General features: G+C 69.1%; 12 protein-coding genes. 7 read left to right on the top strand and 5 right to left on the bottom strand.

The window, feature by feature from the left end:
* Positions 1-150: 150 nt before the first annotated feature.
* The 5 genes from G448_RS0111555 (at position 151) to G448_RS18885 (ending at position 3,915) form a co-directional block, all read left to right on the top strand.
* Positions 151-1,365, top strand: a complete 1,215-nt coding sequence (locus tag G448_RS0111555) for a hypothetical protein (RefSeq protein ID WP_026408114.1) — start codon at positions 151-153, stop codon at positions 1,363-1,365.
* Positions 1,366-1,380: 15 nt separating this feature from the next.
* Positions 1,381-1,995 carry a cell envelope integrity protein TolA gene (locus G448_RS16385; protein ID WP_211228004.1) on the top strand — a complete coding sequence of 205 codons (615 nt, stop codon included), beginning with the start codon at positions 1,381-1,383 and terminating at the stop codon, positions 1,993-1,995.
* Positions 1,996-2,206: 211 nt separating this feature from the next.
* Positions 2,207-2,410, top strand: coding sequence for a hypothetical protein (locus tag G448_RS16390; RefSeq protein WP_051268965.1), 204 nt, complete (start codon positions 2,207-2,209; stop codon positions 2,408-2,410).
* 44 nt (positions 2,411-2,454) lie between these two features.
* Positions 2,455-2,577 (top strand): hypothetical protein, encoded by a 123-nt coding sequence (locus G448_RS19035; protein WP_281170954.1) that lies wholly within the window; start codon positions 2,455-2,457, stop codon positions 2,575-2,577.
* A gap of 981 nt (positions 2,578-3,558) precedes the next feature.
* Positions 3,559-3,915 carry a PIN domain-containing protein gene (locus G448_RS18885; RefSeq protein WP_245572309.1) on the top strand — a complete coding sequence of 119 codons (357 nt, stop codon included), beginning with the start codon at positions 3,559-3,561 and terminating at the stop codon, positions 3,913-3,915.
* A 253-nt stretch (positions 3,916-4,168) separates the two neighbouring features.
* Here G448_RS18885 and G448_RS0111580 read toward each other — a convergent pair whose 3' ends face one another.
* The 5 genes from G448_RS0111580 to G448_RS0111600 all read right to left on the bottom strand — a co-directional run bounded on the left by G448_RS0111580 (position 4,169) and on the right by G448_RS0111600 (position 9,241).
* On the bottom strand, positions 4,169-5,566 hold the full coding sequence (locus G448_RS0111580) for an MFS transporter (RefSeq protein ID WP_051268966.1): 1,398 nt from the start codon (positions 5,564-5,566) through the stop codon (positions 4,169-4,171).
* A gap of 36 nt (positions 5,567-5,602) precedes the next feature.
* The gene (locus G448_RS0111585) at positions 5,603-6,550 is read right to left on the bottom strand and encodes a sugar kinase (protein ID WP_026408116.1); all 948 of its coding nucleotides are present in this window, start codon (positions 6,548-6,550) and stop codon (positions 5,603-5,605) included.
* A 114-nt stretch (positions 6,551-6,664) separates the two neighbouring features.
* A complete protein-coding gene (locus G448_RS0111590; RefSeq protein ID WP_051268968.1) occupies positions 6,665-7,582 on the bottom strand; it encodes an L-ribulose-5-phosphate 3-epimerase in 918 nt (305 codons plus the stop codon).
* Entirely contained in the window at positions 7,579-8,232 is a 654-nt protein-coding gene (locus G448_RS0111595; RefSeq protein ID WP_026408118.1) for a 3-dehydro-L-gulonate-6-phosphate decarboxylase, read from the bottom strand. Before G448_RS0111595 ends, G448_RS0111590 begins: the two co-directional genes overlap by 4 nt.
* 16 nt (positions 8,233-8,248) lie before the next feature.
* Positions 8,249-9,241, bottom strand: coding sequence for a phosphotriesterase family protein (locus G448_RS0111600; RefSeq protein ID WP_026408119.1), 993 nt, complete (start codon positions 9,239-9,241; stop codon positions 8,249-8,251).
* 245 nt (positions 9,242-9,486) lie between these two features.
* Between G448_RS0111600 and G448_RS0111605 the strand changes: the two genes are divergently transcribed.
* Both G448_RS0111605 and radA read left to right on the top strand, forming a co-directional pair.
* On the top strand, positions 9,487-10,443 hold the full coding sequence (locus G448_RS0111605; RefSeq protein ID WP_034495102.1) for a sugar-binding transcriptional regulator: 957 nt from the start codon (positions 9,487-9,489) through the stop codon (positions 10,441-10,443).
* A 995-nt stretch (positions 10,444-11,438) separates the two neighbouring features.
* The gene (gene radA / locus G448_RS0111615) at positions 11,439-12,863 is read left to right on the top strand and encodes a DNA repair protein RadA (protein WP_026408121.1); all 1,425 of its coding nucleotides are present in this window, start codon (positions 11,439-11,441) and stop codon (positions 12,861-12,863) included.
* The last annotated feature ends 102 nt before the right edge of the window (positions 12,864-12,965 follow it).

The raw sequence follows: 12,965 nt of genomic DNA on the forward strand, positions 1-12,965 counted from the left end.
CGCACCGGCACCCGCGAGGAGGGCGCGCCGAGGAGGGGCGCCCCTCCTCGGCGCGAGTCAGATTGCCCTCCTCCTCCATCTCCCGCCCCCATCTCCTGCTCCAAACGAAACACCTCTTACTGACGACGATCGCGCACGGAGGCGACCACAATGGCAATCGACACTCATCTGGATGCGACTCCGGCTGACATCTTCAGCTCGGTGGCGGATATTGACACCGTGAAGACGGCCGTGGACAGCGCCGAGGACGACCTGATCAGCGCCCGTAAGGATCTGGCCGAGGAGAGCGGCGAGACGATCACGACCGCCACATCCTCGATCAGCGCGATGGTCACCAGCTGCGAGGGACTGGTCGGGGATATGGACAGCTACAGGACCGCTCTGAACAATCTGGCGTGCGCGTTGAGCAGCATCAAGACGGAGCTGGAGGGGATCCGCGAGCAGGCCACCACCGGCGAACTGACGGTCTCCGGGGAGACTGTGCTCGAACCGACCTCCTCTTTCCCGCTCGGGCCCGACCCGAGCAGTTCCGCAGCAATGGAGATATATGCCGACGAGCAGGACAAGAAGGCCCTGTACGATACGCTGTCGACTCAGACCAGCGAGATCCGCGATCGAGAGACCGAGGCGCGCCAGGCCTTCACGAATGCATGCTCCGCGCTCACGAATGATCGCGGTACGAAGGATCCCGTAACGAAAGCAGCGGAGGGATTCTTCGCCCCCGACACCAAGAACGGCGGCGCCATCGGTGCGATGAGCGTCACGACGTGGGGCGTCAGCCGCGCTAAGGACATTAATAAGCTTGTGGAGGGGATCGGCCTGCATCACGCCGACCCGCGCCTGTCGACCAAGCTCAAAGACGGCACGGTGATCGGGGCCGTTCACAAGTCCAACAAGGGAAGGGCCGTCGGCCGGTGGAGGCACGCGATACGCGACGGCAAGCTCTCGAACTGGGATCCGTCCAAGTCCGCCGAGGGATCCGTGGGAGCCAAGGCCGTTAATGCGGCACGGCGGGCCGCCCCCGCCCTGAAGTGGGCGGGACGCGCCAGCAATGTGCTCTCCTTCGCGGTCAGCGCCCACGAGCAGTGGGAGAAGGACTCGCACAATCCGTCCATCGGCGAGGGGGAGAAGGTCACCCGGGCAGGATTGTCGGGTGCTGGTGCCGCTGGAGGCGGTTGGGCCGGCGGGGTGCTCGGGGCGAAAGCGGGCGCAGCCATTGGCGTGTGCGTGGGCGGTCCGGTCGGGGCCGCGGTCGGGGGTATTATCGGCGGCGTCGTCGGCGGGGCTGTAGGCTCCACCGCAGGAAAATCGCTTGCCGATGCAGCCAATAAAGGAATCCATAATTTGTTTCACCGACAGAAATAGATCTAGGGACCGCATATGACTGAGAGCATGTGGGGCGGCATCGGCTGTCTGGTGCTGGGCGGGCTGACGCTGGTGAACTGGTGGTTCGAGATGTTCTCGGACTGCGACTACGCCGACCTGTGCCGCTCCATAACGAAGGACTCTTTCGACCTGGGCCGAAACACCATCGCACTCATCGAACCCGCCGGAGGCATGATGTTCACATTCGGTGGGGGAATGCTGTTGATGAACCCAGAAGGTCTTACGGAAGAGCCCTGGCAACTATTTCTTCTTTTTGGCACGGTTTCATCGATGGCACTGTTTTTGCTGGGCCTGATCCCGTTCCGGCTGCCGAGGTGGATGTATCCCGACTGGCAGGCCGACAAGCGCTGGTGGCGCGCCGAACGAGCCAGACTGGAACGCAAGGCGGAACAGGCCAGACAAGCCGAACGAGCCCAACAGCCCCAGCAGACCAGCACGCCCGACGCGGCACGACAGGCAGAACAACCCGAGTGGCCCGGGACGGCAGGCCTCCCCCGCCCGACCGAACAGCCCCAACCGCCCACGAACCGCCTCGCCCCCACCCCCGACCTCCCGGACGACGACCCACCACCCCAGACCCACCGAACCGGACGACACCGACGCGAATGACGAACTGACGAGAAAAGCGACTCGTACGATCCGTCGCCAACGACCTCGCGCGCCCACCCCTGATCTAGTCTCGAGTTTCCATCGTCAGGGTGCCGAAGATGGGGCGGAGGTGCCGCTTCGCCTGGAATAATGCGGGTTGCTGAGATCCGAGAACTCCAGGGGAAAAACACCTTCATGGCGGGAGACTACCGGGGCGCGCCCGGCTGCGGGCGTGGAGTCCGGCCACGCGCCTGCGGCGGGGCTGGCCGGGACCAGACTGCTGACCAAAGCCATCCGAGCCACCGGCCTGGACGACGAGGTCTCGCGGGCCCTGTCGCCGTGGCGGCGGCCATGGGCGATTCACGATCCGGGCATGATCATGGCGGACCTGGCGGTGTGCGCGGCCCCGGCCAGCGACTTTCTCGCCCGGTCCTAGATGCTCGCCCTGACCGGCACCCCACCCCGCGCCGGGAGCCCAGGATGATCCGCCCGCGGCTGACGAGCATTCCCGCCACCATCGCCCGCCACACCCACTATACCGCGCAGTGCCGGTGGCGCCGCATCATGTGGTGCAAGAACTATATCGACCCGCCCTCCCTCTAGAATAGAGGTTGCTCGCAGCACGGGGCTGCGGGCGCTCAGATTCGAAAGAGACCACTGATGGCAGAGAGTACGATGGAAAACAAGTTGGAGCCGTGTGGGACCTGCGGAGCGCCGGTGCGTGAAATTCGGGTTCGCTCGTCGGTTCAGGTGATTGCGGGGCCGACGGTCTACGTAGCGAATAGGGTGTGCACGAATCCCGAGTGCGGCTCGAAGAAGCTGGTGCGTGCGATCACCGACGTGGTGTGAGCGGCCGATGGAACGGCAGATCCCGGCCATGAGGCGGTCGAGGCTCTCCCCTCCCCGCCAACCGGACGCACTTGGGAAATGAACTTGAGGGGTGGGGCGTCAGGGGCACCCCTGATGCCCCACCCCTCATGCCTTCATACCACCATTCATACGCCCAACTTCCTCCTCCTTCTGCGCCTCAGCGGGGACATGAGCGCATCGACCAACAGCCGCTCGCCGTCGACCCCGACCAGCAAAGAGCCGCACTCAACCTGCTACGAGCCCACCCCACCCCGGGCAATCCATCACCCAGCAGCCCTCAGCACGCCGAGCAGGGAAGCCGGTAGCCGCAAGACACTCCCACTAGTGGTGCACGTCACTCTTGCCTGTGGTGATCATGCCTGCCTACTCTTTACATCATAACTCCCCGCCGTCCTTCGGGACTGGCGGGGTCTAACTTTTTCTGGGAGGCTTCCACGACCTGACGATGGCAGTCGTCGTCGACTACCAGAATGTCACCTCACAGGAGCATCCCCGTTCCTCCCCGGACGCCCGCCCGAAGAGGGCCTCATCGACCCATTCCGCTTCGCCTGCCAGCTCACGCAGGCGCGCAACGCCAAGATCAGCGAGGACATTTACCACACGTCAGTCAAACATGTCGAGGTCTTTCGAGGCCTACCGATCCAGGAAGACGACTCTAACGCCTACCGGCGCAACCTCGCTCAGAAGGCCGAGTGGGGGCGCGGACACCATGATGTGGTCAGGGTAACCCTGCGCCCCCTGAAGTACTCCTGGGAGTACCGGGACGGTGTCAAGGTTCCCGTACGCGCCTCCCGCAGAGAGAAGGGCGTCGACGTCCTCTGCGCCCTCGCCCTGGTCGACCTGGCCCGCTCAGGCCTCTGTGACGTCGTCGTCCTCGCCTCTCGGGACACCGACCTGGCCCCCGCCCTCGACAACGCCGCCCGTACCACCACGAAGATTGAAGCCGCCAAGTGGTACGACCCAACCGATCGACGGACGCGAGGCAACATCCGCACCCGGAAACGTCTATGGACCACGTCGATGACCAGGGCCCACTTCACCGCCAGCCTCGACCCCCGCGCCTACCCCTGATCCAGTCTCGAGTTTCCATCGTTGAGGTGCCGAAGATGAGGCGGAGGTTTCGCTTCGCCTGGAATAATGCGGGTTGGCGTCCAGATGGGCGTTCCGGGGCGAGTCCGACAACGGCGTCGTCATCGGACTCGCCCCGGAATGCCCGACTCGTCGGGAGCGGGCGCCGCCGAACCGATCTCGGTGCGGAACTGAACCGATCTCGGCACGGAGTTCGACCGATCTCGGTGCGGAACTGAACCGATCTCGGGGTTGCTCAGATGTCCTCCAGGGAGGTCCCCTTCGTCTCGCGGGCGAAGAGGTAGATGATGCCCCCGAGGAAGAGCAGCACCGCGAAGACGATGAAGGGCAGGAAGACCACCTCGGCGGTCAGCGCGCTGCCCCCGATGAGGGCCCCCACGAAGTAGGGCCCGACGACCTTGGCAATGGCGCCGATGCCGTACCCCAGTCCCAGGCCCGTGGAGCGGGCCTCGGTCGGGAACTGCTCGCCGCCGAAGGCGTTGAGGATGCCGAAGGCGCCGTCGCCGAACATCATGACGATGAAGATGCCCGCGAAGAACACGTAACCGGCGCTGCCGATCTCGTCCCCGTGGACCATGCGGGTCGAGAAGGCCGCTATGAGAGCCCCCACGGCGCCGATCATGCCGCAGCCGAACATCGTCCAGCGCCGTCCGATCCGGTCGGAGATCCAGGCCGAGCCCAGGCGCCCCAGCAGATCTCCCAGCGAGACGAGCATGAACAGCGTCGCCACCGTGCTGACCTCGAACTTGAAGGACTGCCCCAGCAGCGTCTGCCCCCAGGACTGGACGGTGAAGGAGCCCAGGATGAAGGAGAAGGAGCCCAGCGCCACGACGAGCAGCTGGCGGGGGTACCTGGTGAAGACGACCGCGTAGGAGGCCGAGGCCTCCTTCGGCGGCTCCGGGAGGTCCGCCACCTGCTCCACGGGAATCTCCATGGCCCAGGCGTAGGCCGCCTTGGCCTCCTCATCGCGCCCCTTGGAGCGCAGGAAGCGCGGGGACTCGGGGATGATGCGCGCCCAGGCCAGCAGGATGATGGGGATGCAGCCGACGGCGATGAGGCCGCGCCAGCCCAGGGCGGCGCCCAAGTACTTGGTGACCAGGCCGCCGAGGAAGATGCCCGCCGGGATGAAGACGCTCGTCAGGCCCGACAGGAGGCCGCGCTGCTTGGCGGGCACGAACTCCTGGACGAAGGGCACGGAGGTGATGTTGAGGCCCCCGACGCCGAACCCGACGCCGGTGCGCAGGATGGCCAGCAGGACCCAGCCGTTGACCGGGGTGAAGGCGGAGGCGGCGGTGAAGACGACGAGGACGACGATGCACCAGATGAAGGCGTGCTTGCGCCCCCACACGTCGGCCAGCCGGCCCCAGGTGATGGATCCGAGGACTGTGCCCAGGCCCGCGCCCGCGAGGATGACGCCGGAGTGGAAGCCGGTGAGGTTCCAGCCCGGGGCCTCGATCAGCAGGTTGACGATGAAGCCGATGAGGAACAGGTCGAAGAACTCCGACACGTTGCCCACGATGGCCATCCCGATGAGGGACTTCTGGTGCCCGGTGAGGCGATGGTTGTCGATCTGCTCGGGAGCGGTGCGCCCAATCGGCGCCGCGCCGCTCTCCGCACGTGTCTGCATGCTCATGGTGTGAACCAATCTCGTTGTAGGGGCGGCGCCGTCTCAGCGCACGATATCCGAGCCGTGGAGAGCCAGGAGCTCGCCGGGGCGCACGTGCGTGAGGTCGCCGTGGTGGGTGAGGGCGAGCTGGGCCACCTTGGTGCCCATCTCGATGCCGCGCTCGACGTCGCCGTCGAGCCAGCCGTGGATCGTGCCCGCCACGAAGGAGTCGCCGGCACCGGGCCGGTCGATGACCGGGACGGACTTGATCTCGAAGACGCGCTCCGTGCGCGCCGTGGACAGGTAGGTGCCCGCGCGCCCGTCGGTGGACACGACTGTCGGCACCCCCATCTCCTCGCGCAGGGCGTGGCACACGTCCGCGCCCTCGCCCTCGATGCCGAAGACGATGCCGGCGTCCGAGCGCGAGCAGAACAGGATCGCCGCCCTCCGGGCGATGGGCCCGAGCACGTCGCGCGCCTGCTCACCGCTCCACAGCAGGGAGCGGAAGTTGACGTCGAGGGCGACGTCGACGCCCCTGTCGTGGGCGGCGTCGGCGGCGTAGCGCACCACCGCGGCGGTCTGCGGGGTGAGCGCCGCCGTGATGCCGGTGAGGAACACGACCCGGGTGTCGAGCAGGGCGTCCCAGTCGAAGTCGTCGGGCGTGATGGACCGGAAGGGGGTGTACTGGCGGTCGTACGTGACCTTGCCGGGCAGTGGGAACTCGCCCGGCTCCAGGAAGTAGAGGGCCACGCGGCCCTCGTCCGCGAGCACGACGTGGCTCATGTCCACGCCGACGGCGGAGTACTCCAGCGCGATGCGGTCGGCCAGCTCGCCCCTGGGGAGCTTGGTCGCCCAGGCGGTGGAACGGCCGAGCTCGGACAGGAGGCCCGAGACATTCGCCTCGGAGCCCGCAGCGGTCATGCGCAGGGAGCGGGCGGTGGCCAGCCGATCACCGCGCTCGCACGTCAGTCGGATCTGTCCCTCGCCGATGGTTGTCAGGTCGTACGTCATTGTTCGATTCCTTCTCCGACGGCCGTCGCCGGTCCGTCCGCGGCGGGCCCGGGGACCGCGCCGCGATGTTGTGGTGGGGTTTGTGCTGGAGCTGTTGCCGGGGCCGTGCACGGCTCAGGGCGCCAGGACCGGAATCCCGGCGGAAGCCGCCCTGTCCTCGATGAACTCGCGGGCGTCGATGCATCTGGCGACCGAGTCGGGAGCGTCGTCGTTCCACATCTCGATCATGAGGCGACCCGCCCAGTGCTGGGCTCTCAGCAGCTCGAAGGAGCGACTCCAGTCGACGGTGCCCGCGCCCATCTCGACGCGTCGGGGCTCGCCGGGGCGGACGTCCTTGGCGTGCATGGCGACCATGTGCCCCTCCCCGGCCGTCAGCTCGACGGCCGGGTCGAGCTGCTGCTCGGCGATGTTGCCGAGGTCGGGGTAGACCTGGAGGTACGGGGAGCCGACGGCGTCGACGAACTCCATGGCCTTGCGGATCGAGGTGACGTCGGTGCCGTCGACGTTCTCGATGCCCATGACCACGCCCAGGCGGGCGGCCATGGGGACCGCGTCGGCGAGAAGCTCGCCGTACCAGCGCTCCGCATCGGGGCCCGGGTCCTCGTAGTAGCAGTAGTACCCGGCGATCTGGATGACCGGGACGCCGAGGTCGTGGCACACCTGAAGTCCGCGGGCCATGACCTCGCGCGCCCGACGGCGCACGGCGGGATCGGCCGACCCCGGCCCGATCCTGCGGTGAATGGACAGGCAGATCCCGCCGATGTCGGTGCCGACCGCGTCGGCGGCATCGCGCACCCGGCGGCAGGCGGCGGCGTCCCACTCCAGGCGGGCCTCCCGCTCGGGGGACTCGTCGATGGACAGGTCGAGGAAGGAGAAGCCCGCCGTCGGCACCTGGGCGAGGAGGGCCCGCCAGTCGTCGGCCGTCCTGAGGGAGCTCGAGACGAGAGCCTTCTCGTAGATGCCCAGGGCGAGGCCGTCGACCAGGTCGCCGTGGGCGGGCGGCTCGGCCCTCGCGGTGGGGGCGGCGCTCATGACCAGACCTCGTGCAGGGTCTCGCGCAGTCGCGCGGCCGCCGCCGCCGGGTCGTCGGCTCCCACGATGGCGCGTCCCGCGATGACGATGCCGACGCCGCGCCCGGCGAAGGCCGGGAGGTCCTCGGCACTGACCCCGCCGGTGATGGTGACGGTGAGCCCCATGGCCGCGAGCTCATCGACGCGGTCCATGTCCTCGTCCTTCCAGGACAGGTCGCCGGCGGCCTCGCGGTCACGGGACCGCTTGACGATGACGTGGCGCACGCCGGCCTCGCGCCAGGCGCGGGCCCGGTCGGCGTCGTACCACTCGTCGGCCAGCTCGACCTGGACCTCGCCGTCGAACTCGGCGGCGACGTCGCAGACCTGCTCGATGGTGGTCAGGGAGGCCCCGGCGACGCAGGAGACGAGGTCGGCGCCGGCCTCGAAGGCGAGCCGGGCGATCTTGGAGCCGGCCTCGGCGATGCGCACGTCGGCGAGGATCCGCTTGTCCGGGAAGAGGGCCCGGATGGCGCGCACGGCGTGGTAGCCCTCGCACAGCACGAGGATGGTGCCGCACTCGATGATGTCGACGTGCGGGGCGGCCTTCTGGAGGGGGCCGAGCGCACCGGGCAGGTCGACGGTGTCCAGGGCGATCTGGAGGTCGGGTGTCATCTCGATGCGCCCCCGTTCAGCCGGCCAGGGGCTCGAAGGCGAAGAAGGCGGCGGCGTTGTTCACCAGGAGGTCCTGGACGTAGTCCGGGTCGAATCCCTCGTCGTCGATCAGGCGCGGGCAGAAGACGGCCGGGTCGTAGTCGATGCCGGAGACCGAGCCGTAGACCTTCTGGTAGGAGGCCTTGCCCGAGTCCGTGCCCAGGAGGATCTGCCTGCCGTAGCCCTTCTCGCCCAGGACCTTGAGGAGGTTGACGCGCGCGTTGTCGGGCACGTACTTGGTGCGGTTGGTGCCGTCGAGCTCGACGTAGGCGCCGAGCCCGACGATCTGCTCCTGGATCCACGGGTCCCAGTTGCGCTGGATGTGGCCGATGGCGATCTTCTCCGGCGCCACGCCCCGCTCGATGAGGAAACGGGCCTGCTCGGGGCCGCAGGTGCCGGCGGTGACGTGGGTGTTGATCGGGGCACCGGTCTCCTTCGACGCGATGGCGACCGCCTCGCCGGTCTTGACCTCCCAGTCGGTGATCCGGCCGTAGGCGGTGGCCCACTTGATGCAGCCGGCCCTGATGTCGGTGCGCTTGACCAGGGGGCCCATGTAGTCGTTGGCGTCGACGCCCTCGACGATGTCGGCGATGAGCAGGTCGGCGATCTCGGCGACGGTGTACTGGTTGACCCAGGACTGGCGCCACTCCAGGTAGACCTTCTGCTGGTGGAAGCCCGTGGTCTGGACGACCTGGAGGTCGGGGACGCGGTCGACGACCCTGCGGAGCTTGAGGACGCCGCGCCCCGAGGAGGCGGGGCACATATCGACGATAGTTGCCCTCGGTGCGAAGCGCTTGGAGGCCTCGACGAAGTAGGTGGCCTCCTGAACGGCCTTGTCCTCGTCGATGAGGAGGTGGTCGGGGTCGATGTAGACCTCGCCCGCGCCGACGCGGATGAGGTGGTCGTGGGCGTTGACGACGCCCAGTGTCGAGGGGTCGACGTCGCCGTGGATGGTGCGGACGATGCCCATGGTGCTCTCCTTCGAACAACTGATCGGTGAACGGTGCGGGCACGACGGCCGAGCTCCGAGGACCAGGTCCCGAACCAGGTCCCGAGACCGCTGCCCGACGAGACCAACGTATGGACCCGTCGTCGAGACCTGGAGCCTCTCTGCGCACATCTGTGCACGTGTGATCTCGGCGCGATCAAGGAAGAACCAGAATGACGAGTCTAGAACTGGAGCGGAGACCATCACGATCCCCCTACAATGAACGCATGTGCGGTAACCTGACTCGCAATCGCGCATCGTTGCTGCTCGAGGTCGCCCGCATGTACTGGGATGAGGGCCTCGGTCAGACGGAGATCGCCCGCCGTACGGGCTACTCCCGCCCGACGATCTCCCGCATGCTCGCCGAGGCGCGCCGGGTCGGCGTCGTCACCGTCACCGTGGCGCACCCCATCGAGCGCCTCATGGCCCTGGAGAAGCGACTCGTGGACGCCTTCGGGCTCAAGACCGCCCGCGTGAGCGAGGCGACGCCGGGCAACGGATCCGACATCGGGCCCGATGTCGCCCGCACCGCCGCCGATCTGCTCCTGGAGAGCTGCGGGCCGCACAGCGTCATCGCGGTGTCCAACGGGCGGGCCGTGGCCGCCGTCGTGCATCACACGCCCGAGCGCAGCTGGCCCTCCTCGACCGCCGTGGCCATGCTCGGAAGCGTCGGGGAGTCCTTCAACACGGAGGACGGACCGGACGTGTGCCGCAACCTGTCCCTGCGGCTCGGCGGCCGCTTCCGCTCCCTGACCGTGCCGCTCGTCTTCGACTCCCTGACCCTGGCCCGAGCCGTGCGCGAGGAGGACCAGGTCGCCACGACGCTGGAGCTCGCGGCGCGCAGCGACATCGCCCTGACCGGTGTGGGCACCGTCGGGACCTCCGTCAGTCCCCTGCTGCGCCGCTGGATGACCCCCGAGGTCGTGCGCGAGTGCCGCCAGCGGAATGTGGTGGCGCACGTGTGCGGCCACCACCTCGATGCGAGCGGCCGCCATGTGCACACCGCCCTGTGCGACCGCACCCTGTGCCTCGACCCCGAGCGGCTCAGGGAGATCCCGCTCGTCGTCGGCGTGGCCGCGGGTCCCGACAAGATCGTGGCCATCCGAGCCGCACTGCGCGGCGGCTACCTGTCCGCCCTGGTCACCGACGAGGCGACTGCGCGCGCCGTCCTGAAGGACGCGTGAGCCGCGCCCGAACGGGGTTCAGCCGGTTCCTCCCGGCCCCGCGCGCCGTTAAGATGACGGGCGCCCATCCCATCGGCACCCCGGTATCGTCCCCGTGCTCCGCCGCGTGCCGCCGTATCCGGTCCACCAGACCGGCCGATGGCGAACTCCAGGGAAACGAGCAGTCATGACAGCCCAACCGCCTCAGAGCATTCAGAACCCTCAGAACAAGACCCATTCCGCCGCGTACTACCCGCTGCTGGTGGTCGCGATCATCCTCGGCATCGCACTGACCCTCGGCATCCTCGTCTGGATCACCACCAATGCCACCGGTCGCGTGAGGATCCCCTACATCGTGCTGATCTTCCCCACACTCGTCCTGGTGGGCCTGGTCAAGCTGATCGATGAGGCACTCCTGCGGCGTCAGTCGCGCCCGGATCCGAACGCCCCGGGGCGGGGTGCGATGCCGGTGACGAATCCGTCCGGCCAATCGGGCCCCTCCTCGTACGGCGGCCCGGCCGGTCCAGCGGAATCCGCTCCAGCGGGATACGGCCAGCAGATGTCCCGCTCGGAGGAGGCGGCGTCCTACGGCCAGTCCCAGCAGGCCCAGGCCCCGGCCTCCGGGTACGGGCAGGCCCAGGCCCCGGCCTCCGGGTACGGGCAGGCCCAGGCCCCGGCCTCCGCGTACGGGCAGGCCCAGACCCCGCCCTCCGCGTACGGGCAGGCCCAGGCCCCGGCCTCCGCGTACGGGCAGGCCCAGGCCCCGCCCTCCGGGTACGGGGCAGGCCCAGCAGCCTCGGACCCCCGAGCGCGGCTCGGGCGACTCGGGCTACGGTTGGCGGCCGACCTCTGGCTACGGTCAGACGCCTCCGATGGAGGTCCGGCCCCCGTACGGCCAGGACGGATCGCGAAGGAGCTGAGCCCGGCCGCCGGCGTGCCGACCGGGGTCTCGCGAGCCCGGCGACCGTTCCCCTCCACGGCCGATTCGTGTCGGTGGCGCTCGCTAGCCTGGCACCATGGCTTCGACCAAGAGCACCAGGACACGCACCTCCTACGTGTGCACGGAGTGCGGCTGGACGAGCCCCAAGTGGCTCGGCCAGTGCCGCGAGTGCAGGGCCTGGGGCACGCTCGAGGAGTTCATCGAGGCTCCCGGGTCCGATGCTCCGATCGCGAGCGGAGTCGCCCCGGCCCGCGCTCGGGTCGTGCCCCCCGCCGTCGAGGCCCGTCCCATCGGCGAGGTCAGCGCCGAGGAGGCCCGCGCCCGTCCCACCGGCGTCGGCGAGCTCGACCGGGTTCTGGGCGGTGGGATCATCCCCGGTGCCGTCGTGCTGCTGGCGGGCGAGCCTGGGGTGGGCAAGTCCACCCTGCTTCTCGACGTCGCCGCCAAGGCCGCGGCGGCGGCCCGTCGGCGGAGCGAGGGCCCCGTCCTCTACGTCACCGGCGAGGAGTCCGCGAGCCAGGTCAGCCTGCGGGCGGAGCGCATCGGTGGAATCGACCCGGCGCTCCTGCTCGCGGCGGAGACCGAGCTGGGGGCGCTGCTCGGCCAGGTGGAGGCGACCGGACCCTCGCTCCTCGTGGTCGATTCGGTGCAGACCATCGCCTCGGCGCAGATCGAGGGCTCGGCAGGCGGTGTCGCCCAGGTGCGAGCGGTCGCCGGGGCCCTGATCGCCGTGGCCAAGGAGCGTGGAATACCGGTCCTCCTGGTCGGTCACGTCACCAAGGACGGCGGGATCGCCGGTCCACGTGTGCTCGAGCACCTGGTCGATGTCGTCTGCCAGTTCGAGGGGGACCGCCACGCCCGCCTGCGACTGCTGCGCGCGGTGAAGAACCGCTACGGGCCAACGGACGAGGTCGGCTGCTTCGACCTGGGCGAACGCGGCATCATCGGCCTGGCCGACCCCTCGGGCCTGTTCCTGTCCGCAGCGCGCTCGGAGGTGCCGGGCACCTGCGCGACCGTCACCCTGGAGGGGCGCCGCCCCATGCCGGTCGAGGTTCAGGCGCTCGTGGCGGGCGGCACCGCCGGTTCGCCGCGGCGCACGACCTCGGGGGTGGATCACTCGCGCGTGGCCATGGCGCTGGCGGTGCTCACGGCCCGTATGCGCGTGGACACCTCCGGCTCGGACGTGTACGTCTCCACGGTGGGAGGCGCCCGCGCGGTCGAGCCCGCCGCGGACCTGGCGGTGGCCCTCGCCGTGGTCAGCGCAGCGCGCGACCTTCCCACGCCCGCGGGGCTGGTCGCCTTCGGGGAGGTCGGCCTGACCGGGGAGGTCCGCGCAACGGTCGGTATCCAGCGGCGCCTGGCGGAGGCCGCGCGACTGGGCTTCGATCGGGCGATCGTGCCCCTGGCGGGCTCGGAGGAACTGCGCGCCGTCACCGGCATGCGGGTGCTGCCGGTGGGGCACCTGGGCGAGGCGGTCGGAGCGGCCCTGCCCCGCAGTTGAGGCGCTGAGATGACGGGGTTTGGAGACCGAGGCCGGAATGACGAGGCGAAGCCGGGACCGGGATGCCGGGGGACGGCCGTGCCGGAGCAGTGGCGGGCACTC

This window comes from Actinomyces gerencseriae DSM 6844 (assembly GCF_000429265.1).
In the GTDB taxonomy this organism is placed as follows: Bacteria; Actinomycetota; Actinomycetes; order Actinomycetales; family Actinomycetaceae; genus Actinomyces; species Actinomyces gerencseriae.

Excerpts from the sequence above, each read along its gene's own strand:
- G448_RS19035 (WP_281170954.1), top strand. The coding sequence starts at position 2,455 with ATGATCCGCCCGCGGCTGACGAGCATTCCCGCCACCATCGCCCGCCAC.
- radA (WP_026408121.1), top strand. The coding sequence starts at position 11,439 with ATGGCTTCGACCAAGAGCACCAGGACACGCACCTCCTACGTGTGCACG.
- G448_RS0111590 (WP_051268968.1), bottom strand. The coding sequence starts at position 7,582 with ATGAGCGCCGCCCCCACCGCGAGGGCCGAGCCGCCCGCCCACGGCGAC.
- G448_RS16385 (WP_211228004.1), top strand. The coding sequence starts at position 1,381 with ATGACTGAGAGCATGTGGGGCGGCATCGGCTGTCTGGTGCTGGGCGGG.
- G448_RS0111555 (WP_026408114.1), top strand. The coding sequence starts at position 151 with ATGGCAATCGACACTCATCTGGATGCGACTCCGGCTGACATCTTCAGC.
- G448_RS0111600 (WP_026408119.1), bottom strand. The coding sequence starts at position 9,241 with ATGGGCATCGTCCGCACCATCCACGGCGACGTCGACCCCTCGACACTG.
- G448_RS0111605 (WP_034495102.1), top strand. The coding sequence starts at position 9,487 with ATGTGCGGTAACCTGACTCGCAATCGCGCATCGTTGCTGCTCGAGGTC.
- G448_RS0111595 (WP_026408118.1), bottom strand. The coding sequence starts at position 8,232 with ATGACACCCGACCTCCAGATCGCCCTGGACACCGTCGACCTGCCCGGT.
- G448_RS0111580 (WP_051268966.1), bottom strand. The coding sequence starts at position 5,566 with ATGAGCATGCAGACACGTGCGGAGAGCGGCGCGGCGCCGATTGGGCGC.
- G448_RS0111585 (WP_026408116.1), bottom strand. The coding sequence starts at position 6,550 with ATGACGTACGACCTGACAACCATCGGCGAGGGACAGATCCGACTGACG.